The organism is Pseudolysobacter antarcticus (assembly GCF_004168365.1).
Lineage (GTDB): Bacteria > Pseudomonadota > Gammaproteobacteria > Xanthomonadales > Rhodanobacteraceae > Pseudolysobacter > Pseudolysobacter antarcticus.
Genome location: NZ_CP035704.1, coordinates 266,185 through 290,743, shown reverse-complemented (window position 1 = coordinate 290,743; position 24,559 = coordinate 266,185). Strand labels below are relative to the sequence as shown.

Below are 24,559 nucleotides of genomic sequence, written 5' to 3'. Positions count from 1 at the left end.
CGTCCGATAATGGACGTTCTAGTTAGTGCCACCCATACGCGTGCGAGCTAAAACAACAACTTGCGCTGCATTGACAGCTTGGCACGCTCCCTGCTCTTGCAAGCCATGGACATTGCCCGCCCCGAACTGAAAAAACGCAAACGCCGCCGCCAGTACATCATCGGCGCCATCATTGTTGCCGCCCTCGCCAGCGCCAGCGTCGGGCTGTATGCGCTCGGCCCCGCCGTGGCCTCAGTCGATCGCAGCAGCGTGCTGATCGATACCGTCAAACGCGGCGAACTGCTGCGCGAAGTGCGCGGCCCGGGCACGTTGGTGCCGAAGGAAATCCGCTGGATTGCCGCCGAAACCGCAGCGCGTATCGAACACATCGTGGTGCGCCCCGGTGCTACGGTGCAGGCCGATACGGTAATCCTCGAACTCAGCAATCCCGAGGTCGAAAGCCAATTGCTCGCCGCAAAAGCTGCCGTCACGGCGGCGCAGGCCGACCTCGCCGCCAAGCGCACCGATCTGAAATCGAAACTTCTCGACGAACAATCTGCGCTCGCCTTGGCGCGCAGCAGTTATGAGATCGCGCGGATGCAGGCCGAGGCCGAAAAAGTCATCGCCGACAAAGGCGTGATCGCTGCCGTGCAATACAAAAAAAGCCTGGTGATGCTGGAGCAGCTTAAGGGGCGCGTGTCGATCGAAGAACAGCGCGTGGTCGAATTCGGCCAAAACATCACGGCGCAGATCGCTGCCGAACAAGCGCGCCTTGATCAGCTCGTTGGGGCGTGTAATCTGCGCCAGCGCCAGGCCGATTCGCTGCATTTGCGCGCGGGTATCGCCGGCGTGTTGCAGCAGGTGCCGGTCGAGGAAGGCCAGCAGGTTGTGGCCGGTACCAATCTCGCGAGAGTGGCGCGGCCGAACGAGTTGCGCGCGCAACTGCGCATCGCCGAAACCCAAGCGAAGGACATCGTGCTCGGCCAGCCGGTAAAAGTGGATACGCGCAACGGCGTCGTTGAAGGCAAAGTGGTGCGCGTTGATCCAGCCGTGCAGAACGGCACGGTGCAGGTGGATGTCGATCTGACCGGCGCGCTGCCAGCCGGCGCGCGCCCCGATCTTTCAGTCGACGGGACGATCGAAATTGATCGCCTGCCAGATGTACTTTTTGTTGGTCGTCCGGCGTTCGGCCAGCCTGATTCCGAGGTGCGCATGTTTCGCCTCGATGCGGCCACCGGTATTGCCGCGCGCGTGCCGGTGCGGCTCGGTAAAAGTTCGGTCAACTTGATAGAAATTCTGCAAGGTCTGCGCGTCGGCGATCAGGTGATTCTGTCCGATACCAGCGCGTACGATCAGCACGATCGTATCCGTCTGAAATAACCCGCACTCGATTTCAATACTTCTTTCAATCGTGAGAACCGCATGAGCACCGAATCCCTGATCCGCCTCGACAGTATCAAAAAAGTGTTCCTCACCGACGAGGTGGAAACGCACGCATTGGCCGGCGTCCATTTCGATATCCGGCGCGGCGAATACGTATCGATTTCCGGCCCGTCCGGCTGCGGCAAATCGACCCTGCTGGCGATCCTCGGTCTACTCGATACGCCGAGCGAAGGCACCTATGTTTTGAACGGTCGCGAGGTCGCCGACATCGGCGCGAGCGAACGCGCATTGATCCGCAATCAGGAAATCGGTTTTGTGTTTCAGGCGTTCAACCTGATCGGCGATCTGAGCGTATTCGAGAACGTCGAACTGCCGCTGACCTATCGCGATGGCGTGAGCAAAGCCGAGCGCCGCGACCGCACGATTGCGGCGCTCGAAAGAGTCGGCATGGCGCATCGCGTGAAACATTATCCGGCGCAACTTTCCGGTGGCCAGCAGCAACGTGTTGCGGTCGCGCGCGCGCTGGTCGGACAGCCGTCGATCCTGCTCGCCGATGAGCCCACCGGCAATCTGGATTCCAAAAACGGCGAGGCAGTGATGACGCTGCTCGACGAACTGCACAAAGCCGGTTCGACCATCTGCATGGTCACCCACGATACGCGTTATGCCGAATTCGCCGAGCGCCGGATTTTCATGTTCGATGGCCGTGTCGTCGACGAGGCAACGATGCATCGCCTGCGCCACGAAGAAGACGAACGCCTGCGTCGTCCGGCCAGCCAACGCATTGCGCCATGAACATCTTCGACGATCTGCGCCACGCCTTGCGCAGTCTGCGCGCGCGCGGCGGCACCGCGAGTTTTGCGGTGCTCACGCTGGGTATCGGTCTGGCGGCGGCGATCGCGATTTTCTGCGTGATCGATGCGGTGTTGTTGCGCGCGCTGCCGTACCCGCAGGCCGAGCGTCTGGTGGTGATTCACGAGGTCGCCGACAACGGTCACAGCATGGCGCTGGCGACGCCGAATTACGACGATCTCGCCGCGTCGCTCGACCAGTTCGATGCGATCGCATTCCACAACGCCAACTCCGGTCTGCTGCGTAATGGCGATAACGCGATCCGCGCAATTATCGGCTTCAGCGGCGGCGATTTTTTTCGTGCGCTCGGCATCGCGCCGCAACTCGGACGCACCTTCGCCGCCGGTGAGCGCGAGCCTGTCGCGGTGATCGGCCACGCGTTGTGGCAGAACCTGTTGCACGGTCGTGCCGACGTGCTCGGCCAGTCGCTGGATATCGATGGCATACCGCACATCATCATCGGTGTGATGCCAGCAGGTTTTGCCTTTCCGCAAGAAACCGCGGTGTGGACGCCGATGCTCGACGACCCCGGCACTTCGCGCAGCGCGCATAACTGGCAGGCACTCGCGCGACTGCGCCCGGGCGCGGATCTGGGCCAGGCGCGGCTGGCAGCGAATGGACTCGCGACCAATCTCAAACGCCGCTTCGGCAAGGACACCGATGCCGTCGCATTCGATCTCACCCCGCTCGGCGATGCGATCGCCGCACCAGTGCGTAGCGCGCTGTTGCTGCTCGCCGCGGGCTGCGCTTTCCTGCTGCTGATCGCGATCACCAACACCACCAATCTGCTGCTCGCGCTGAACGGTTCGCGCTCGCGTGAACTCGCGGTGCGCGCCGCGCTCGGCGCGAGCGGCGCGCGGTTGGCGCGACAGATTCTGTTCGAGAGTTTGCTGATCGCCGCCAGCGCGACACTGCTGGCATTGATCGCCGCGGCGGTTGCAATCAAGTTGCTGCTGCAGTTCGCCGCGACCAGTTTGCCGCGCACGCAGGAAATCCATATCGGCGCCGGCAGTATTGCGATCAGCATGCTTGCCGCGCTCGTGATCGCGCTGATCGTGACTGGCGCCGTGGTGCTCAGCAATCGTCGCCAGAGTGTGATCGGCGTATTGCGCGAAAGCGGCCGCGGCCAATCGCCAAGTAAAAGTCATCTGCGCGCGCGCGCCTTGCTGCTGATCGGACAAACAGCGCTGACCACCGTGCTGCTGATCGGCGCCGGTCTGCTCGGGCGAAGTTTTCTCGCCTTGCTCGCGGTCGATCCGGGTTTCGCCACGGCGGGCGCAGTCAACGTGCAGGTGTCGCAGCCGTGGACACGCGATGCCGCCGTCGCCGCGACCACCGCGCGACGTTACACCGAATTGATGAGTGCATTCGCGCGACTGCCCGGCGTGAATGCGGTCGGCGGCGTGAGCGGACTGCCGCTGACCGACGACGGTGCCGACGGTGGTTTCTGGGATGGCAGCGTGACCAGCCCGGACAAAGCGCCGACACCCATCGGGCATGCCGAATTTCGCGTTGCCAGCGCGGACTATTTCGCGGCCAGCGGCATCCCGCTGTTGCGCGGGCGCAGCTTCGCTGATTCCGATCGCAGCGATAGCGAACACGTCGCGTTGATCAGCGCCACTGCCGCGCACGCCACGTGGGGCGAACGCGACCCGATCGGCCAACGCATCCAGTTCGGCAACATGGACGGCGACATGCATATTCTCACCATCGTCGGCGTGGTCGGCGATGTGCACGAAAGACAACTCGAACGCGCGCCGAGCGGCACGATCTACGTCGATCTTCAACAGCGCCCGATGGTTGCGGCCGAGCTCAACATCGTGGTGCGCTCGACCCTTGCAACGACCGCGCTGATGAGTGAGTTGCGCGGCAGTCTGCAGCAACTCGCCAGCGGCATTCCGTACAGCTTGCGTCCGCTTGAAGAAGTACGCGCGTCGGCTTTGGCGGATCGGCGTTTCAGCCTGATCCTGCTGGGCGCATTCGCCAGCGTCGCGCTGGTGCTCGCGATCGGCGGCCTGTACGGCTTGATGGCATTTGCGGTCGGCCAGCGTGAGCATGAATTCGCTTTGCGCCAGGCATTGGGATCATCGCGCAGCCGCATCGCCAAACTTGTGGTCGGCAGCGGATTGCGCATCGGTGCGAGCGGGATCGGCATCGGCCTGATCGGCGCGCTGATCGGCGCCAACACCCTGCGCAGCTTGCTGTTCGGCGTGCCCGCGAGCGATCCGCTGACCTTGATCGGCGTGAGTCTGCTGTTACTTATCACCCTGCTGCTGGCATGCCTGCTGCCCGCGCGCCGCGCGTGCGCGGTGGCACCGCGTGATGCGTTGATCTGAGGCTGCAACGATGAACATCTGCTGGACCGAACTCAAGCACGCCGCGCGCGGCATCGCCACACGACCGGCCTTTTCTGCGCTCGTGATCGGCGTGCTTGCCGCCGGACTTACCTGCGTGATTTTCATGCTTGCGATGATCAACGGTTTTGTCCGTCCACCGCCATTCAATGCGCCCGATCAATTATTGAAGGCCGGTCTGGTCGAAAAAAACGGTCACGAACAATTCAACAATGCGGACCTGAGTGTCGGCAACGATAATGATTTTTTGCAAATCCGTCGGCAGCTCAAAGGCATTGCCGAAGTCGCGAGTTATACGACGGCGGTGATCCGGCTCAGCGATCTGGATCGCCCCGAAGTTGTCGAAGGCGGCATCAACACCACCAATCTGTTTCATGTCTTCGGTGTTGCCCCGATGCTCGGTCGCGATTTCGTCGACGACGATGGTCGTGAAGGTTCGCCGGCTGTGGCCATGCTGTCCTATCGCTTGTGGCAGAGCCGTTATGGCGGCGATCCAGCGATCATCGAACGACAAATTCGAGTCGACTCTCATGCGGCCAATATCATCGGCGTCATGCCCGAAAATTATGGTTATCCGGGTAAGGAGGCGCTGTGGATTCCCGCCGTGCTTGGCGAAGGCAAGAACCTCGTCGCAGCAGATTGGGGCATGAAAATTGTGCTGCGTCGCATGCCAGGAATCGACGATGCGGCGATACAGAATGCGTTGGATTCGTGGTTCGCCGACGCCGTGCGCGCCGAGCCGCATCGCCTGCAGAATCAGCATGCGGTGATCGCGGCTTTTACGCATTACAGCCCGCGCGAACGGCTTTTTTTTACGCTCGCATTTGTCGCCGTGATGCTGGTGCTGCTGGTGGCCTGCGCCAACGCCGCCAATCTATTGCTGACACGCACGTTGGCGCGTCGCCAGGAACTCGGCGTTCGCATCGCGCTGGGCGCAAGCCGATCACGGATCGTATTGCAATTGCTGATGCAGAGCCTGTTGCTGAGTCTGATCGCCGCGGCGATTGCAGTGCCGCTGGCCGTGATTGGTGCGGTTTGGCAGGAGTCGACTTGGCTTCAGTCCGATGCGCATGCGCCGTGGCAACATTTTTCGCTGGATTCGAGCAGTGTGCTGTTCGCCATTGGCGCAACGTTGATATCGGCACTGCTATGCGGTTTGTTACCGGCACTCCATGCAAGCAACACGCTGACGGCAGGCCCGTTGCGCGATGCTGCGCCGAGTGTCGTCGGCGGTTCATTCGCGCGTGTCAGTCGAATTCTCGTGATCGGTGAAATCGCGCTTTCGTGCGTGCTGTTGATCAGCGTCGGCACGATGCTGCGCGCCATCACCGCGGTCGAACATGCGCATCTCGGCATCGACGAACAACACCTGCTCAGCGCAAAGTTCGATCTGACCAAGAGCACCTATCCCAGCAATAACGATCAACTGCGTTTGTACGAAAAACTGACGCAGCGCCTGCGCGACGATGCCAATGTGGTTGATGCCTCGGTCGGTCAGATACAGCCCGGCGTATGGAGCGATACGCTCGATGTAGCGCCGGACAGCGCGCCGATAGGTGATCACGTTTTGCCACCGATGTATTACGGTGCGGTGGACGATCACAGCCTGAGCACCTTCGGCATCCATTTGCAGGAAGGGCGATTTTTCGACAGCCGCGATCGCGCCGACAGTGAGCAAGTGGCGGTGGTCGATCGGCGTTTTGTCGAACGTCTCGGTGATGGCGCCAGCGTGTTGGGCAAACGCTTCCGCATCGATTCGAGCGATCCAAGCATGCGTACGGTGACCGTGGTCGGCGTTGTCGAAACCTTGACCCTGACCACGCCACAAGAGCCGAAGTTTCCATCGATGCTGGTACCGCTGCGCCAGGCACCGAACGTGTATGGCATCGTCACTGTGCGCACGCGTGGTAACGCAAAATCGTATACCCCGCGACTGACCGAAATCATGCACGGCATCGATCCGGATATTCCGTTGTACGGCGTCGGCGACTATGCAAAGTACAACCATCGAAACACCACCAATGAACGCCAGACCTTGCAGTGGTTTGCCATCTCCGGCTTGATCGCGTTGTTGATCGCGAGTGCTGGCCTCTACGGCGTAATGGCGTTCAGCGTTGGCCAGCGCACGCGAGAAATCGGTGTACGCCGTGCACTAGGTGCGCCGCAGTGGCGAATATTGCGCAGCGTCTTTGCCCGCGCCGCCGCGCAAGTCGGGATCGGCCTCGCCTTGGGCTTAGGCATGGGCATTCCGTTCGCGCGCATGCTGACCCGATATTCCCAAACCGTTGCTGTGCACGACCCGCTGATGGTACTCGGCGTGTTGTGTATGTTGCTGCTGACCGCAGCATTCGCGGTGATCGTTCCGGCGCGTCGCGCGTTGCGTGTCGATCCAATGATTGCCCTGCGCCACGAGTGATAGTCGCATGAAAAATTCAACCTTGACCGCGCGGCTAACAACGCACGTTTCACGAGGCGCTACGCCCCGCACTGCATCGGGAATTTGGCGATGAACATCTGCTGGACCGAACTCAAGCACGCCGCGCGCGGCATCGCCACACGACCGGCCTTTTCTGCGCTCGTGATCGGCGTGCTTACGGCCGGACTCACCTGCGTGATTTTCATGCTTGCGATGATCAACGGTTTTCTGCTGCGGCCGCTGCCGTTCGCGGCGCCAGAACAGTTGCTGCACGCCGGTGTTCGTAATATCAGCGGCGACGAGAATATCAACCCGGTCAACAATACCGATCTGATCGAGATGCGGCGGTATTTGGCGAGCTCGGCGGAAATCGGCGGCGTGGCGCGCTCAACGATCAATCTCAGCGATCAGGATCGGCCGCAGCGCGTCAACGGCGCGTTTGTCAGCACCAATCTATTTCATGTGCTCGGTATCGCACCACTGCTCGGTCGGGATTTTTCCGGCGATGACGAGCGCGAAGGCGCGGCGGCAACCGCGATGCTGTCCTATGAGCTCTGGCAAAGCCGCTACGGCGGCGATCCGCAGATCATCGGTCGGCAGGTGCGCGTGAATGCGCAGCCGACCACGGTGATCGGCGTGATGCCGCAAAATTTCAGCTATCCGAGTCGTGAAGTGATCTGGCTCGCGGCAGCGCTCACAGATGCAGCGAAGTCGGACGATCGCGCGTACTGGGTGATCCTGCGCCGACATGCAGATGCGACCGATGTCGCTCTGAGCGCGACGCTCGATAACTGGTTGGCGCAAGCCGCGCAGCGCGAGCCGGAGCGTTTCCGCGGTCTGCGTGCGGGCATCGAGCCGCTCGCGTATATGGCGGTCGAGCGCAGCATGCGCGCGATGTTGCGACTCATGCTCGGCAGCGTTTTTGTGGTGTTGCTGCTGGCCTGCGCGAACGCCGCAAATCTGCTGCTGACGCGCACGCTGAGTCGGCGCCAGGAGTTCGCGTTGCGGGTGGCGCTGGGGGCCACGCGCAAACGCCTGATCGGCCATCTGCTCGCCGAAAGTCTGCTGCTGAGCCTGCTCGCGACGGTCGCCGCATTGCTGCTCGCGCAGATCGGCATCGGCTGGCAACAACGTATGTTGCGCGCTGCGGATTTCGGTCCGCCGCTGTGGTTGCGTTTCGATCTGGACAGCACGGTCGTGCTGCTCGCGCTTGGCGCGGCGCTGCTCACCGCCCTCGCCAGCGGTTTGCTGCCAGCGTTGCGCGCCGCTGCCGCAGTCGCGAGCGGCCTGCGCGAAGGCGGACGCAACGTCGCCGGCGGCTCGTTCGGGCGCATCAGCCGCATGCTCGTTATCGGTGAGGTCGCGTTGTCGTGCGCCTTGCTGATCAGCGTCGGCACGATGCTGCGCGGCATCGTCTCGATCGACCACATCGATCTCGGTATCGACACCGGCCACCTGCTCAGCGCTCGCATCGTATTACCGGAAAATACTTACCCGAATGCAGCGGCGCAATGGCAGCTTTACGACAAACTGGCGGAACACCTGCGCGCCGATGCGGGCGTAATCGACAGCAGCCTCGGCACTGCGCTGCCCGGCACTTGGTTCAACGAAAGTCATGCCGTGTTGCCGGCAGAAAACACAATATTCGGCGACAGCGTTTTAGCGCAGACAAGCTACGGCGCCGTCGACGATCATTTTCTCGCGGCCTATGGCATCGCCTTGCAGGAAGGCCGTTTTTTCGACAGTCGCGACCGCGCCGATGGCGATCGCACTGCGGTCGTCGATCGGCGTTTTGTCGAGCGCTTCAGCAGCGATCAACCGATCCTCGGACGCCGCTTTCGGCTCGATCCACGCGATCCGAATGCGGCCGCGGTGACGGTCGTCGGCGTGATCGGTGCACTCAAGCTGTATGCACCCGGTGATCAACCACAACCAACACTGCTGATCCCGTTGCGCCAAGGGCCGTTTCGGGTCGCCAGCATCGCGGTACGCACGCGCGGCGATGCGCTTGCGTTCGCACCGCGCCTTGACGAAATCATGCGCACGATCGATCCCGACACACCGGTGTACTGGACGCGCGACTACGCCGCCGTCATGCGCAGCGTGTCGTTCGGCGAACGCATCGTCGCGCAAAGTTTCGGCATCTTCGGCGCAATCGCGCTGGTGCTGGCCGGCGCGGGTTTGTATGGCGTGATGGCATTCAGCGTCGACCAGCGCATGCGCGAAATCGGCGTGCGCCGCGCGCTCGGTGCGAGCAGCCCAAGCGTGCTGCGCAACCTGTTTGGTCGCAGCTTCGTCCAGCTCGGTGTCGGCCTCGCCATCGGTTTGGCCGGCGGCATTCCGTTCGCACATTTATTGAGTGAATCCCTGCACAGCATTCCGGCCAGCGATGCCACTGTGGTGTCGAGCGCGCTCGGCATTTTGATTCTCGCTGCAGTGCTCGCGGTGACGATTCCGGCGCGTCGTGCGCTGCGCGTCGATCCGATGATTGCCCTGCGTCACGACTAAGGAAATTTCATGTTATCGATCTTCTTGCAGAACTTGCGCTACGCCACCCGTCAACTGCTGAACCGACCCGGCTTCACGCTGTTTGCAGTGTTGTCGCTGGCGATCGGCATCGCCGCCAGCACAACCTTGTTCAGTGTCGTGAATACTTTTTTGTTCGCGCCGGTGAGCGGTATCGGCACCCAAACCACGGTGGTCGAACTGGGCCGTACGCGGCACGGCGACGGCTTCGAATCATTCTCTTATCCGGACTTCAGCGACTACGCGCTGCGCGCCAAAAATTTCGCAACACTTTTCGCGTATGCCATGCAGCCCCTCAACGTGAGTGTCGCGGGCGAACCGCAGCGCGCCCTCGGGCTGGTGGTCAGCGGGAATTATTTCGATACGTTGCAAGTAGCAGCGTATCGCGGCCGCCTGCTCAGCGACAACGACGATCGTGATGGCGCCGCACCGGTGGTGGTTGCCAGTTACGCGGCGTGGCGCAAGTATCTCGATGGCGATACCACGGCGGTCGGCAAACCGGTGCTGATCAACGGTCAGGCGTTTACTCTGGCCGGCATCGCTGCGCCGGAATTCCACGGCACCATCGCCTTGCTCACGCCGGCGTTCTACGTGCCGTTGCATCAGCTTGCATTGCTCAAGCCCGGTGCGCCGCGCCGCTTCGATGAGCGCGCTTCCGCATGGCTGTCGCTCGCGGCACGACTGACGCCGGATACCACCGTCGCGCTCGCGCAAAATCAGTTATCGGTGATTGGCCAGCAACTCGCCAGCGCGTATCCGCGGCCGCGCAACGACGGTGGCATCAGCGTGGTAGCGCTACGTGCCGTACCCGGCGAATTCCGTGGTGGATTGATCGCATTTTCCGGCCTGTTGTTCGCGCTGATTTCGCTGATCCTGCTGGTCGCCTGTGTGAATGTCGCCTCGATGCTGCTGGCGCGTGGCGAAGCACGCCGCCACGAAATCGCGATGCGTTTTGTACTCGGCGCGAGCCGCACGCGCGTGATCTCGCAATTGCTGACCGAAAGTATTTTGCTGTCGCTAGGTGCAGGCGTGATCGGCGTATTGCTCGGCAGGGGCTGTTGCGCGCTGTTGTCGCAAATCGATCCGCCAACGCCGGTGCCGATATCCATGCACGTGCCGATGGATGGCGCTGCGCTCATGTTCGCGCTCGGCTGCACACTGGTCACCGCGCTCGTGTTCGGACTGCTGCCGGCGCTGCGTATCTCCAAGCACGCACCCGGTGCGAGCCAGGCGCTCGTGAGTCGACAAATTGCCGGAGGTCGGTCGCGGCTCGGCAGCACACTGGTGGTTGCGCAAATCGCGTTGACGATGGTGCTGCTGGTCAGCGGCGGATTGTTCATGCGTGCATTGCAACGCGCCGCGGCGATCGATACCGGCTTCGATCCGCAGCATGTGCTGACCGCCGATTTCAATCTCGAACCGAGCGGTTATGCGCCTGCCGCGCTGGCACAAATTCAAAAGACATTCACTGAACATGTGCGCCAGATGCCAGGAGTCGAACAAGCCGCACTCGCCGCGCTGGTACCGCTCGATTTGAGCCACATGAGTTTCGGCAGTTTCCAGTTGCCGAACTTGCCCGAAGACGCGGTGAGTCCCGATACCAATCTCGTCTCACCCGGATTTTTCGAGACGCTGGATATCAAGCTGCAAGGCCGCGGTTTCGATCTGCACGATAACAAGGGCAACACCGAAGTGTGCGTGGTGAATGTCGCACTGGCGCACCTGCTGGTGCCAAGCGGCGATGTGCTCGGCCGCAGCTTTGTTTACGGCGACAAGGATGATTTGCACACCTTGACTGTGATCGGTATTGCCGCGAACGGAAAATACGCATCGCTAAGCGAAACCAGCGAACCGTTCCTGTTCCTGCCGCTGACGCAATGGCCGCGCGCGGAAGCATCCTTGGTGGTAAAGACGTCTTTACCGCCAAACACGTTTGCCATGCAAATGCGCAGCGAACTGCATACGCTCGATGCATCAGTGCCGGCGGGACAAATACATCCGCTGACCGATGTGATTGCGCTGTCGCTGTTGCCACAACGAATCGTCGGCATGATCTCGCTCGCACTCGGCGGCATCGGCCTGCTGCTCGCCGCGATCGGTTTGTACGGCCTGATCGCAATGCATGTCGCGAGCCGCACACGTGAGTTCGGCGTGCGCCTCGCGATGGGCGCGAGTCCGCGACGCATCGTGGCCGATGTATTGCGTCGCGGCGCCTTGCTCGCGAGCAGCGGCCTAGTTATCGGCGCGGTGCTGTCACTCGGTGGCGCGATGCTGGTATCGAGCCTGTTGTTTGGCGCGAACGCAGCCGATGCGCTGGCCTTCCTCGGCGCCGGCTTGTTGCTCGCGGCGATCGCGATGCTCGCGAGTTATCTGCCGGCGCGCCGCGCCGCATCGATCAATCCGATCATCGCGCTGCGCCAGGAATAATGCCCGTAGCATGTCGCCGATGACCCACCTGCCGGACACGATGAAACCTGATCGCTCGCCCGTTGCGAGGCGCGCGATCAACGGAGTCGATCTGTGCTGACCTCGCTGCGCGCCGATTTTTCTCAGAGCCTGCGTCTGCTCGCGGCGCGACCGGGTTTTGTGCTGGCGGTGGTCGCGACATTGGCGCTCGGCATCGGTGCCAATAGCGCGATTTTCAGCGTGATCAACGGCATGTTGTTGCGGCCGCTGGCCTATCCCGACAGTACGCGGCTGGTCTACATCTACAACAGTTATCCGAAGATGGATCAGGCCGAATCCGGCATGACCGTGCCGGACTTCATCGACCGTCGCGACCAGGCCGATCAGCTAGCCGATAGCGCGCTATATTACGACCGCAGCTTCAACCTTGCCGATGCGAATGGCGCGCAGAATGTAGTTGGCATCGTCGCGACGCCGTCGTTGTTCACGACGCTGCAGGTGACCGCTGCGCTCGGGCGCACATTCACCGCGGACGAGGCACAAATCGGCCACGAGCATGTCGTGGTGCTGAGTCATGCGCTGTGGAAAAACCAGTTCAATGCCGATCCGGCGATGGTCGGTCGCGACATTCGCATGAATGCAGAAAGTTACCGCGTGGTTGGCGTGATGCCGGAAAATTTCGGCTTTCCCAATCGCACGGTGCAGGTGTGGACAGCGTTTGCGTTCACGCCGAAACAGAGTGGCGATTCGATGCGCGGTTTCGATTTCGCGCGCAGTATCGGTCGGCTCAGACCCGGCGTCTCGATCGCACAACTCGATGCGCAGTTCGATCTGATCGTGCGGCACAATGTCGAACGCTTCGCCGACGGCAACGGTGATAGCCGGAGTTACAAATCGTTCATCGAAAGCTCCGGCTTTCGCGGCCGCAGCAAATCGCTGCACGAGCAACAAGCCGGTGACATCAAACCGCTGCTGTGGCTGCTGCAGGCGGTGGTCGCTGCGGTGCTCCTGATCGCCTGCGCGAATGCCGCCAACCTGATGTTGCTGCGTGTTTCGTCGCGACAGAAGGAGCTCGCGCTGCGTTCCGCCCTCGGTGCCGGGCGCGCGCGCATCGCGCAACAACTGTTGCTGGAAAGTCTGTTGCTCGCGCTCGGCGGCGGCATCGCCGGAATGGTTGTGGCGCAAGTCTGCATCCAGCTGATTCATGCGCTCGGACTGGACGGCGCGATATACGGATTCAGTATCGATCTCGATCTGCCGGTGTTTATCTACACCCTGATTTTGACCGTGCTTACCGGGCTGGCTTTTGCTCTGGTGCCGATCCTCGCGCTGATGCGCGAACGGCCTGCCGATGCTCTCAAGGAAGGCGGACGCGGCAACCTCGGCGGTCGTTCGTCGCGCCGTATCCGCAATACGCTGGTGATCGCGCAGATCACGCTTGCGGTGGTGCTGTTGATAGGTGCCGGACTATTGCTGCACAGCTACGCGCGGATGCAGCAACAGAGTCCCGGGTTCAACGCCGACGATGTGCTTACCGTGAGCGTACATCTGCCGCCGAGCCGTTATAAAAGCAGCGCCGATGCCGCGCCGTTCTACGAGCGATTACTGATGGAAGTACGCGCGCTGCCCGGCGTGCAATCCGCTGGCGTAGCGAGCTCAATGCTGTTCACCGACGATGAATCCTCGGCCGCATATTTCATCGAAGGCCGCGATGTTTCCGCCGCACAAGCGACACCGTTCGGCTACCTCGAAGTCATCGACGAGGACTATTTCAAGACGCTGGAAATCCCGTTGTTGCAAGGCCGCGGATTCTTGAGTAGCGACAATATCGGCGCACAAAAAGTCGTGATCGTTGACGACACGTTCGCCAAGAAATATTTCCCGAACGAGAGCGCGATCGGCAAACGTATTGCGTGGCGCGGAGTCAATATCGAGCGTGACTGGCAGACGATTATCGGCGTTGTAGCGACGGTGAAGCGCAACAAATTGTACGAAAACACCACGATGGAAACGCTGTATCGAAATTTCCATCAAGACCCGACGCGACTGTTCATGCTCGTGATGAAAACCCGACTCGCCGCCGCCGAATTGATCGGGCCATTGCGCGCGGCCTGGCAAAAAATCGATCCCGACCAGGCCGTGTTTGATATCAAGACGATGCACGAACGCATCGACGATTCGCTGACTGATCGTCGCACGCCAATGTTGCTGCTGATGCTGTTCGCCGCCGCCGCGCTGTTGCTCGCTGCGGTCGGCATTTATGGCGTGCTCGCATTCGCCGTGACGCAACGACGCGGCGAAATCGGTGTACGTATGTCGCTCGGTGCGCAGCGCCACGACATCCTGCGGTTGGTGTTATTCGATGGCGGCCGGCTCGTCGCGATCGGCCTGGTGCTGGGACTGCTGATTGCGCTCAGCGTCGCGTATCGCCTACGCGCGCAACTGTTCGGCATCGACGCACACGATCCGCTCACGCTCGCGCTGGTTTGTAGCGTGATTGTTTTCACCACGTTGCTCGCGTGCGGCATACCGGCGTGGCGCGCAGCCACGGTCGATCCCACTATCGCCTTGCGTCACGAATGAGGACTCTCCGATGAACTTCGCTTCGCTGTTGCGCCGACAAATGCGCACACCATTTTTCACCGTGACCGTGATAGTGCTGATCGCATTTGTGGTGGCGATCAATGCCGCCGCGTTCGGTGCGATCCACGCGTTGCGCTGGAAAGCCTTGCCATATGCCGACGCCGACAACCTCGTTGATCTGCAGGCCGAGTTGCCGAAATTCGGCTTCACCCTCGGTCTGACTGAAAAATTGCGCGAGGATATCGTCGTCGACAAGGCGCATTTTTCCGGCGCGCTCGGCTTCGTCAAAACACGCGGCGAAGAAGATGGCCGCAGCTGGCAAATGTTGCGCGTCAGCCAGGAATTTTCGCAGGTGCTCGGCGTATCCGCGGCACTCGGGCGCAGCTTCGCGCCTACCGATGCGAAGCCCGGCGACGATGCCGTGCTGGTGCTCAGCGATGCCATCTGGCGCGCGCGTTTCAACGCCGATCCAAATGTGATCGGTCAACAAGTACGTCTGCACGATCGCAGCTATAGCGTGATCGGCGTGATGCCGCGCGGCTTCGCATTCCCCGATGCAACTACCGACGCGTGGCGACCGTACGTGATGACCGATGCCGAGCGCGCGCAATCGGAAAAAGGCAATGTCGGCGATATCGACGTGGTCGCGCGCCTCGCGCCGGGCACCAGCGTGGATCAGGCGCACGCGGCACTCGCGGCGATTCTCGAACACGAGCCGAGCATGCAAGGTTTGCGCGGCGGGCCCGGCTTGAGCGCGCACGCACGGCTGTGGCGCGAGCGTTTTACCGCCGCGCATTGGCAGTCGCTGGCGTTGCTGCAACTCGCCGCGCTGGTGCTGCTCGCAGTGGTCGCCGCGAACCTCGTCAACCTGCAACTCGATCGCCTGCTGGCACGCTCGCGCGAGCTCGAAATCCGGCGCGCGATCGGCGCGAGTGAAGCGGCGATCCTGCGCGGCGTGATGCTCGACCTCGGCGCGCCGGTCGCGATCGGCCTCGGCCTCGGGCTGGTCCTCGCACCGCTGCTATTGGGGCTGATCCAGCAACGCGGATTATTGCCCGATGATCTCGCGCAAGGCAGCGGATTCGGCGTGGCGATGATGGGCGCGGGGCTAGCGGTCACGCTGGCCGTGCTCAGCAGCGCGTCGCTGGCGATATTCGCCGCGCGACGATCATCGTCGTTGTCGAGCCGCGCTGGCATCACCGGTCTCGGCCGCGTGCGTCCGGCCATGCTGGTGGCGCAAGTGATGTTGACGACCGCCCTGCTCGGCAGCAGCGGCCTGTTGCTGCGCAGCGCGGTGAACTTGGTCTCGATCGATGCGGGCTTCGATACGCGCGGCGTGGTATTGACCGCGATCGATCCGGTCGGGGTGAGCATGCGCGGCAAACACTACAACGCAAACACCGACGCGGCGCGCTTCCGGCCGATGGTCGAAAGCTTGCGCGCCGATATCGCCAACCTGCCCGGCGTCGACTACGCGGCGGTCAGCACGATGCCGCCGTTCAGCGGCTGGGAATCGGTATCGTCGATCCGCCTGCCCGGAGAAACCGATAATCGTGAAGTGCGCGATCGCGGCGTCGGCCCCGGTTATTTTTCCGCGCTCGGCATTGGCCTCGGCGCAGGCCGCGATTTCGAACCGACGGATTTCGGCGAGGCCAGTCCGGTGATCGTCGACGAGCTGTATCGCGATCGCTTTTTACGCGATGGCGACACGCTGAGTGCGTATGTCGAGATCCCCATCGACGCCGACAATTATCGCCGCGCGCGCATCATCGGCGTTGTACACACGGTCAAGCACGAATCGCTCGGCGAGGCCGCCAACCTGCCGACCTTGTATCACTTCAACGCGGCACCGCTGCCGATTTTCTGGCTGGTCACTCGCACAAGTCTCGATCCGGCGGCGTTCGCCGAAACCCTGCGCCAGCAAATCCACACGCACATGCCGGACGTCGATATCGGGGTCAACAAACCGATGAGCGAACTGGTCGGAAAAACCCTCAGTGGTCGTCGCGCGTTGCTCGAAGCGCTCGGCGGATTTGCCATCGCCACGCTCATCTTGGCCGCGCTCGGGCTGACCGCCGTACTCGGATTTGCGGTGCGCCGACGCCTGCCGGAATTCGGCGTGCGCATGGCGCTCGGCGCCAAGGCATCGCGCATCATCGGCCTCGTGATGCGCCAAGGCGGCGCACTGATCGCACTCGGCACGGCGCTCGGAGTCGCGCTCGGCATACCGCTCGCGCGGCTGTTGTCGGATCGCCTGTTCGGCATCGCGTTCAGTGATCCGCAAACGTGGACCGCCACCGCACTGATCGTCAGCGCCGTCGCCGCATTCGCGTGCTGGCTGCCAGCATGGCGCGCGGCGGCGGTCGATCCCACCATTGCCTTGCGTCACGAATGAGAATTTTCCGATGAGTTTCGCTGCGGTTTTTCGTCGACAAATGCGTACGCCATTTTTCGCGCTCTCGATCATGCTGCTGATTGCGGTCGTGGTGGCGATCAACGCCACCGCGTTCGGCGCGATCCACGCGCTGCGCTGGAAAGCGCTGCCGTATCAGGATGGCGAGCGGCTGATCGAGCTGGCCGCGAACCTGCAGAAGTTCGATCTGAAAATCGGCTTGAGCGAGCGGCTGCGGCGCATCCTCGCCGAAGATCATGCGCATTTCAGCGGCGTGGCCGGATTCAGCGTTGAATCCAAATCGCGCAGCGATGATGCCGGGCGCGGCTGGCATCTTGCGCGTACGAGCTGGGATTTCGATCGTGTGCTCGGCATCGCGCCGCAACTCGGGCGTGGATTTTCCGGCGCCGATGCGCAGGCCGGTACGGATAACGTGCTGCTGATTTCCGATGCGCTGTGGCGCACGCGTTTCGCCGCCGATCAAAATATCATCGGCCAGCACGTTCGCTTCGGCGACGAGAGCTTCAGCGTGATCGGCGTGATGCCGCGCGGATTTGTTTTTCCAGATGCCGCAGTCGACGCATGGCGGCCGTATGTGCTTTCGGCGATGGAACAGGAACAGTCCGACAACGGCGCGGTCGGCGACCTCGATATCATTGCGCGACTCGCGCCGGACAGCGACGCGGCACAGGCCGAAATTGCCGCGACCACCTTGCTCGGCAACGATGTCGGCGTAGCCGGCCTGATCAAGAATACGCGTCTGAAATTCGATGCGCGCGCGTGGCGCGAACGGTATGCCGCGGGCCACTGGCAAGCGCTGGTATTGCTGCAGCTCGCCGCGTTGATCCTGCTCGCGGTAGTCAGCGCGACGCTGATCAATCTCACTCTCGACCGCCTGCTCGGGCGTGCGCGTGAGCTCGGCATTCGGCGCGCGATGGGTGCGCGCGAAAGCGATATTGCACGCAGCATCGCCGCCGACCTGGCACCGCCGGTGCTGCTCGGCCTGGTCATCGGCATGGCGCTGGTGCCGTTCGGCTTGCGCCTGGTCGCGGCGCACAATCTGCTGCCCGACAATCTGCCGCAGGGTTTCGGCTTCGGTCCAGTCACCCTGTTCACCGCACTGTTGGTGACGCTGCTGGCTTTGGGCGGCACGCTGATCGCGGCGCTGCTGGCGCAACGCTCGCCGCAACTGGCGAGCCGTTCCGGTATAAGCGGCCTCGGACATGTGCGCCCGCTGATGCTGGTGTGTCAGGTGATGCTGACCACCGCGCTGCTCGGTGGTGCGGGTCTGCTGTTGCGCAGCGCGGCAAACCTGATGTCGGTGGACCGCGGCTTCGACGAACGCGGCGTGCTGATCACGGCGATCGATCCGAGCGGCACGCGCGCGGGCGCGCCCGATCCGACTAGCGATCCTGCGCGCTGGGAAACGCAGGTCGCCGCGCTGCGCGATGAAATTGCCAGCTTGCCCGGCGTGGATCAGGTCGCGATCGCGAATTCGCCGCCGTTCAGCAATATCAAAAGTTTTGTGAAGGTGGGTGTGCCGGGACAGGATGAGATGCAGAGCCTGCGCGGAGTGGACGTCGGCCCGGGATATTTTTCAACGCTCGGCATCGCCATCACGGCTGGGCGCGAATTCGAACGCGGCGACGCCGGCAAGGCCAGCCCGGTGATCGTCGATGAACGCTATCGACAGCGTTATCTGCAGGGTATCGATCCGATCGGCGCGACGATCGAACTCAACGCCGACGCCGGCATGCATCGCAGCGCGCGGATCATCGGCGTCGCGCGTACGGTCAAACAGGATGCGCTCGACGAACGCACCGATCTGCCGTTGTATTACGGCTACGCCACCGCGCCGACGTCGACGCTGTTTCTCGTAACGCGCACGCATGGCGATCCTGCCGCGCTGGCGGAATCGGTGCGACAACGCATTCTGTCGCGCCTGCCCGATGCCGGCATTGTGGCAAATCGCCCGCTCGCGGAAATGATCGTGAAGACACTCAGCGATCGACACGCTTTGCTCGAAGCACTCGGCGCATTTGCCATCGCGACGCTGGTGCTGGCGGGTCTCGGCCTGGCTGCCGTGCTCGGTTTTTCGGTGCGCCGACGCAGCGCGGAATTCGGTGTGCGCATGGCGCTCGGCGCGAACGCCGCGCGCATCATCGGCCTGGTGATGCGCCAGGGCGGCGCGCTGATCGTCGCGGGCGCGACGCTCGGTGTTTTGTGCGGCATCCCGTTCGCGTATTTGCTGTCAGATCGCTTGTACGGCATCGCCTACTCCGATGCGCAAACGTGGGGCCTGACCGCGCTGATCGTCGCCAGCGTCGCCGCATTCGCGTGCTGGCTGCCGGCGCGACAAGCCGCAGCAGTCGTTCCGCTGGTGGCGTTGCGTCGCGAATGAATCTTTCCCTTTCCTCACTACGGCCATCGAAATGAAAACTGCCGATTTCCGTTTTGCCCTGCGCCGCCTTTCGCGCAGCCCGGGCTTCAGCATCACGGTGATTCTGCTGCTCGGTCTGGCGTTCGCGGCCAATGCGGGCGTGTTCAGTGTGATTTACGGCCTGCTGTACAAACCACTGCCGTTTGCGCAGAGCGAACGCCTCGTGGAACTGGATACACGACTGATGGGCTTGTCGTTCAATACCGGCGTCTCGGCGCCGTATTTGCTCGAACTCGCGCAGCACACAAAAACACTGCAGGGAGTCAGCGGCTATCGCGAAGAAAGCCTGGCGCTGCAGGATGATACCGGCCGGCCGATCGTCTCTTTGCACGCATCGCGATTGCAGCCGAGCGCTTTTGCATTGCTCGGCGCGCAAGCCGCCGCGGGACGTTTGCTCGGCGACGAAGACAGCGCCATTGGCGCGGCCGCCAGCTTGCTGGTCAGCGCCGATTACGCGCGCGCGCACTACGCCAATACAACCGCGGCCATCGGTGCGCGGATCAGATTGGAAGGCACGGATTTCCGCATCGTCGGCGTGCTGCCCGGCGATTTCCACTTCCCGTCGCGCAAAACGGAGGTGTGGCTGCCGTTGGCATTTTCCGAACAGGAACGCGCAGCGCAACGCAGCACCACGTTCAACGGTTTGAAGGCAATCGCTCGCCTCGCGCCAGAGCAGACCTTGGCCGCGGCAACGAGCGAAATCACAACGCTGGCCAATGGCATGGACGAGCTCAAAGAGGCATTCGCCACTTCCGGCCTGCAGGTTCGCGTGCTGCCACTGCGCACGATCTGGCTCGGCGATCGCCGGTCGGCACTGGAATTGATGCTGCTGGCGGTGATTATGGTGCTGCTGGTGACGGCCGCGAACGTGTGCAATCTTTTCATCACGCGGCTGTTCGGGCGTCAACACGAAGCAGCGGTTCTCGATGCGCTCGGCGCAGGGCCTTGGCAACGCCTGCGGCAGACGTTTGCCGAAGCGCTGCTGCTGTGCGCAAGCGCTGCGATGCTGGGCTTCGCGCTGTTGCCGGGTAGTCTGATTTTATTGCGGCATTTCGATCTGCTGCCAAACGATGCGCCGCAGGCGATCGGCATCGACCTAGCGACGCTGTTGTTTGTCGCCGCGCTGGCAACGCTGATTGCCACTGCGATGGCCGCGTGCGACCTGTGGTTCAAACGCACCGACCTGCACGAAGCCCTAAAGCAAGGCGGCCTGCGCCACACCGCCAGCCGCGGCGCGCAACGCGCGCGGGCGACCTTGATCATGGCGCAGATCGCGATGACCGCCGCGCTGTTGACTACCACCGGTCTGCTGCTACGGAGCTCGCAGCTACTGCTTGCGGAGAATGTCGGTTTTGATCGCGATCATCTGGTATTTGCGCATCCTGACGCATTGATGTCCAGCACTGGCGATGCGCAAAAAGCGTTGCTGCACAGCTTGATTGAAGGCGCGCGTACCCTGCCCGGCGTAACCCATGTCGGCGTCGGCAATATGGCGCCGTTCAGTGGGGATGCCAGTGTAAATAGTTTCACGCCGCCGGATCATGAAGATATCCAGCCGCAACCTGCTGCCTATCGCGTCTTGGTCGATGCCGAGTATTTCGCCGCACTCGGTGCGCCGATTTTGCGCGGTCGCGCGTTCACGGCGGACGAGGCACGCGCGAAGTCTCCGGTCGCGATTGTCGATCAGACTTTTGTTGATCGTTATCTCGGCGGCCGCGATCCGATCGGCCAACGCCTGCGCGTGGGTATCGACGATGGCAGCAACAACGATAGTGCGATGCGCGAACTGACCATTGTCGGTATTGCGGCGACGGTAAAACAGAAAGCGCTCGACGAAACCGCCGACCGCGTTTTCATCTATCAGCCCGACGTTGCACCGCCGGAACCGACGCTGCTGCTGCGCACGCAGATCGCGCCCGAAACGCTGGTGCAACCGCTCGAACATTTGCTCAAGGAGCTCGCACCGCTCGCGCCCGGCGGCGAGATCATCAGCATGCGCTCGCGCATCGCCGACACCCTGCGTGATCGCGAACGCCTGAACACGCTTTTGCAATTGCTCGGCCTGATCGCGCTCGGTCTCGCCAGCGTCGGCCTGTATGCGGTGCTCGCCTACACCGTGCGCCAGCGCTCGACCGAATTCGGCGTACGCATGGCGCTCGGCGCCAGCGCAGCGCAACTGCAGCGTGCGGTGATCGGCCAGGGTCTGCGCTGGATCGGCGGCGGGTTGTTGCTCGGCGCGCCGCTGGCCTGGACGCTGGTGGTTACGCTGTCTTCGCGACTGTACCGAATCGGCCCGTTCGATCCGCCGACGCTGATCGTGATCGTGCTGTTGCTCGGCAGCATCGGACTCGCCGCGTGCTGGTGGCCGGCACACCGCGCCGCGTGTACCGACCCGATCGTCGCGCTGCGCAATGAATGACTCCACTTATCCGAGGACACAGGCATGATCCATCTCAGCAATCTCGAAAAATCCTACCCGCTCGCGGGCGCCCGCAGCTGGGTGCTGCGCAACATCAATCTGGATATCGCGGCGGGAGAATTCATCAGCGTGATGGGGCCGTCGGGCGCGGGCAAAAGCTCGCTGTTGAATGTGCTCGGGCTGATGGATCACGACTGGCAAGGCGGCTATATGCTGGATGATGTCGTGGTCGAAAAATTGATTCCGAAACAACGCCAGGCGCTGCAGCGCGACAAGATCGGTTTCATCTTCCAGAATTATCATCTGATCGATGATTTGAAGGTCTGGGAAAACCTCGACCTGCCGCTGCAATACCGCGACATCCCGGCCAAGGAACGCGCCGCACAAGTGGCCGACATGCTTGATCGTTTCCAGATCGTCGGCAAGAAAGATCTGTATCCGAATCAGCTTTCGGGCGGTCAGCAGCAGTTGGTTGCGGTGGCGCGCGCGGTGATCACGCGTCCGGTTTTGCTGCTGGCGGACGAGCCGACCGGCGCATTGCATTCGAGCCAGGGCCGCATGATCATGGACCTGCTGCACGATCTCAATCGCGATGGCATGACCATCGTGCAAGTGACCCACAACGAGGAATATGCGAAGGAAGCACAACGTACCTTGCGCCTGTTCGACGGCTGGATCGAGAAAGCCGGTGTATGATGCATCTGGCCAGACTGGCTAGACAGGAGAGCAATATGAATTGGCAACTTCAGGAAGCGAAAAATCGATTGAGCGAAGTGGTGAAGGCTGCGGAAAAAAAAGGCCCGCAGGTGATTACCGTACGTGGCAAGGAAACGGCTGTAGTCATTTCCATGGGGACGTACAAAAAAATGTCCGGCAGCTCGCAGAGCTTGTCCGAGTTCCTCAGTAATTCGCCATTGAAGGGATTGGAACTCGAACAGCGTAATCCGCGCGACACCGAATACCGGGACGTCGGCCTGTGAGTTATTTGCTCGACACCTGCGTGCTTTCCGAATACACGCAACTGGTCCCCGACCCCAAGGTTCTTGCGTGGATCGACAGTATTGCCGAAACCCGGTTATACGTCAGCGCGCTCAGTCTCGGTGAAATTCGACAGGGCGCCGCACATATAGCCAACACCAAAAAATCCGCGCGCCTGATGGAATGGCTGGAGTTGCAACTGCTGCCGCGCTTTGAACATCGCGTGTTGTCCGTTGACACCGAAATCGCCTTGGTATGGGGAGAATTGCGTGGCTCCTTGCTACGCAAGGGCAAACCCGCCTCCTTGTTTGATTCGTTGATTGCGGCTACTGCAAAAGTTCACGGATTCAGCGTCGTTACGCGTAATGTGCGTGACTTCAAAAACTTCGAGGTCGGCATCATCAACCCATGGTCATGACCCGCCCGCGCATCCTCATCGCCGACGACCAGCGCGATGTACGCGAGGCGTTGCGGCTGTTGTTCAAGGCCGAAGGCATCGATGCGGCGTGCGTCGATGGTCCGCCGGCGGCGCTCGAAGCGATCCGCAAACAGCGTTTTGATGCGGCGCTGATCGACCTCAACTACACCCGCGATACCACCTCGGGCGGCGAAGGTCTGGAACTGTTGCGCGAGCTGAAAAAACTCGACGCGGATTTGCCGGTGGTGGTGATGACGGCATGGGGCACGATCAATGTCGCGGTCGAAGCAATGCGTTTTGGCGCCGGCGATTTCATCGAAAAACCATGGGACAACCAGCGCCTCATGAGCGTGCTGCGCAATCAGCTCGCACTCGCCGTTTCGCGCGGCGAAACCGCCAAGCTGAAACGCGAAAATGAAATCTTGCGCGCCGATTCGTCGGAGGATTTCATCGCCGAATCGGCGGCGATGCGCAATGTGCTGAGCCAGCTCGATCGTGTTGCGCCGACCGATGCAAATGTGTTGATTCTCGGCGAGAACGGCACCGGCAAGGGCGTGATCGCGCAGCGCCTGCACGCGGGTTCGAAACGTGCACAGCAGATGCTGGTCAAGGTCAACATGGGCGGCATTCCCGACAGCGTGTTCGAGGCCGAAATGTTCGGCCATGTGCGCGGCGCGTTCACCGATGCGAAGACCGATCGTGTCGGTCGTTTCGAGCTCGCCGACGGTGGCACCTTGTTCCTCGACGAGATCGCCAATATCCCGCTCGCGCAGCAACCGAAGCTGCTGCGTGTGCTCGAGGATGGCGAGCTCGAAAGAGTTGGCTCATCGCGCACGTTGAAAGTGGACGTGCGTCTGATTTCGGCGACGAATGCCGATCTCGCCACCGATGTTGCGCGTGGCGCGTTCCGCAAGGATCTGCTGTTTCGTCTCAACACGGTCGAGCTGCGCTTGCCTCCGCTGCGCGAGCGCGAGGCGGATATCGCGCTGCTCGCCGCAGCGTTCTGCCGACAGTATGCAAAACGCTATCAGCGCGATGACGTGCGTCTTGCACCGTCGGCGTTGCGCGCGTTGGCGGCTTATGCGTGGCCGGGCAATGTGCGTGAACTGTCGCATGTGATCGAGCGCGCCGTGTTGATGCAGGACGGCGCTGTGATCGATGATGCCGCGCTGAATCTGCAACCCGCTGCCGGCCACGCATTGGCGGGCGCGGACAGCATCGCATCGAGTGCATCGTTGCGCGTCGATGGTGCGGAAGAGCAACTCGTGCGCGAGGCGCTGCAGCGCACCGCCGGTAATATCCAGCGCGCCGCGACCTTGCTCGGCTTGAGCCGTCCGGCGCTGTATCGGCGCATGGAAAAATACGGGATCGAATAGTGCTGAATCTGCCACGCCCGACGCCTCGTATTTCCCT

At 62.0% G+C, this 24,559-nt stretch carries 14 protein-coding genes; all 14 read left to right on the top strand.

Annotated elements, in window-relative coordinates:
- Positions 1-105: 105 nt before the first annotated feature.
- Positions 106-1,359: an efflux RND transporter periplasmic adaptor subunit gene (locus ELE36_RS01235; RefSeq protein ID WP_129831371.1), complete on the top strand. Its 1,254-nt coding sequence runs from the start codon at positions 106-108 to the stop codon at positions 1,357-1,359.
- 42 nt (positions 1,360-1,401) lie between these two features.
- Entirely contained in the window at positions 1,402-2,157 is a 756-nt protein-coding gene (locus ELE36_RS01230; protein WP_129831370.1) for an ABC transporter ATP-binding protein, read from the top strand.
- On the top strand, positions 2,154-4,550 hold the full coding sequence (locus ELE36_RS01225) for an ADOP family duplicated permease (protein WP_129831369.1): 2,397 nt from the start codon (positions 2,154-2,156) through the stop codon (positions 4,548-4,550). The genes ELE36_RS01230 and ELE36_RS01225 overlap by 4 nt, the downstream gene beginning before the upstream one ends.
- 10 nt (positions 4,551-4,560) lie before the next feature.
- A complete protein-coding gene (locus ELE36_RS01220) occupies positions 4,561-6,984 on the top strand; it encodes an ADOP family duplicated permease (protein ID WP_129831368.1) in 2,424 nt (807 codons plus the stop codon).
- Positions 6,985-7,074: 90 nt separating this feature from the next.
- On the top strand, positions 7,075-9,492 hold the full coding sequence (locus tag ELE36_RS01215; RefSeq protein WP_129831367.1) for an ADOP family duplicated permease: 2,418 nt from the start codon (positions 7,075-7,077) through the stop codon (positions 9,490-9,492).
- Positions 9,493-9,501: 9 nt separating this feature from the next.
- Positions 9,502-11,937 (top strand): ABC transporter permease, encoded by a 2,436-nt coding sequence (locus ELE36_RS01210; RefSeq protein WP_129831366.1) that lies wholly within the window; start codon positions 9,502-9,504, stop codon positions 11,935-11,937.
- Between the two features lie 93 nt (positions 11,938-12,030).
- Positions 12,031-14,499, top strand: coding sequence for an ABC transporter permease (locus tag ELE36_RS01205; RefSeq protein WP_129831365.1), 2,469 nt, complete (start codon positions 12,031-12,033; stop codon positions 14,497-14,499).
- A gap of 10 nt (positions 14,500-14,509) precedes the next feature.
- Positions 14,510-16,894, top strand: a complete 2,385-nt coding sequence (locus ELE36_RS01200) for an ABC transporter permease (RefSeq protein WP_129831364.1) — start codon at positions 14,510-14,512, stop codon at positions 16,892-16,894.
- A 10-nt stretch (positions 16,895-16,904) separates the two neighbouring features.
- Positions 16,905-19,292: an ABC transporter permease gene (locus tag ELE36_RS01195; RefSeq protein ID WP_129831363.1), complete on the top strand. Its 2,388-nt coding sequence runs from the start codon at positions 16,905-16,907 to the stop codon at positions 19,290-19,292.
- Positions 19,293-19,323: 31 nt separating this feature from the next.
- Positions 19,324-21,750 (top strand): ABC transporter permease, encoded by a 2,427-nt coding sequence (locus ELE36_RS01190; RefSeq protein ID WP_129831362.1) that lies wholly within the window; start codon positions 19,324-19,326, stop codon positions 21,748-21,750.
- A 24-nt stretch (positions 21,751-21,774) separates the two neighbouring features.
- Positions 21,775-22,446: an ABC transporter ATP-binding protein gene (locus ELE36_RS01185; protein ID WP_129831361.1), complete on the top strand. Its 672-nt coding sequence runs from the start codon at positions 21,775-21,777 to the stop codon at positions 22,444-22,446.
- Positions 22,447-22,481: 35 nt separating this feature from the next.
- The gene (locus ELE36_RS01180; protein WP_129831360.1) at positions 22,482-22,730 is read left to right on the top strand and encodes a type II toxin-antitoxin system Phd/YefM family antitoxin; all 249 of its coding nucleotides are present in this window, start codon (positions 22,482-22,484) and stop codon (positions 22,728-22,730) included.
- Positions 22,727-23,146 carry a type II toxin-antitoxin system VapC family toxin gene (locus ELE36_RS01175; protein ID WP_165371420.1) on the top strand — a complete coding sequence of 140 codons (420 nt, stop codon included), beginning with the start codon at positions 22,727-22,729 and terminating at the stop codon, positions 23,144-23,146. Before ELE36_RS01180 ends, ELE36_RS01175 begins: the two co-directional genes overlap by 4 nt.
- The gene (locus ELE36_RS01170; RefSeq protein WP_129831358.1) at positions 23,143-24,522 is read left to right on the top strand and encodes a sigma-54-dependent transcriptional regulator; all 1,380 of its coding nucleotides are present in this window, start codon (positions 23,143-23,145) and stop codon (positions 24,520-24,522) included. The genes ELE36_RS01175 and ELE36_RS01170 overlap by 4 nt, the downstream gene beginning before the upstream one ends.
- The last annotated feature ends 37 nt before the right edge of the window (positions 24,523-24,559 follow it).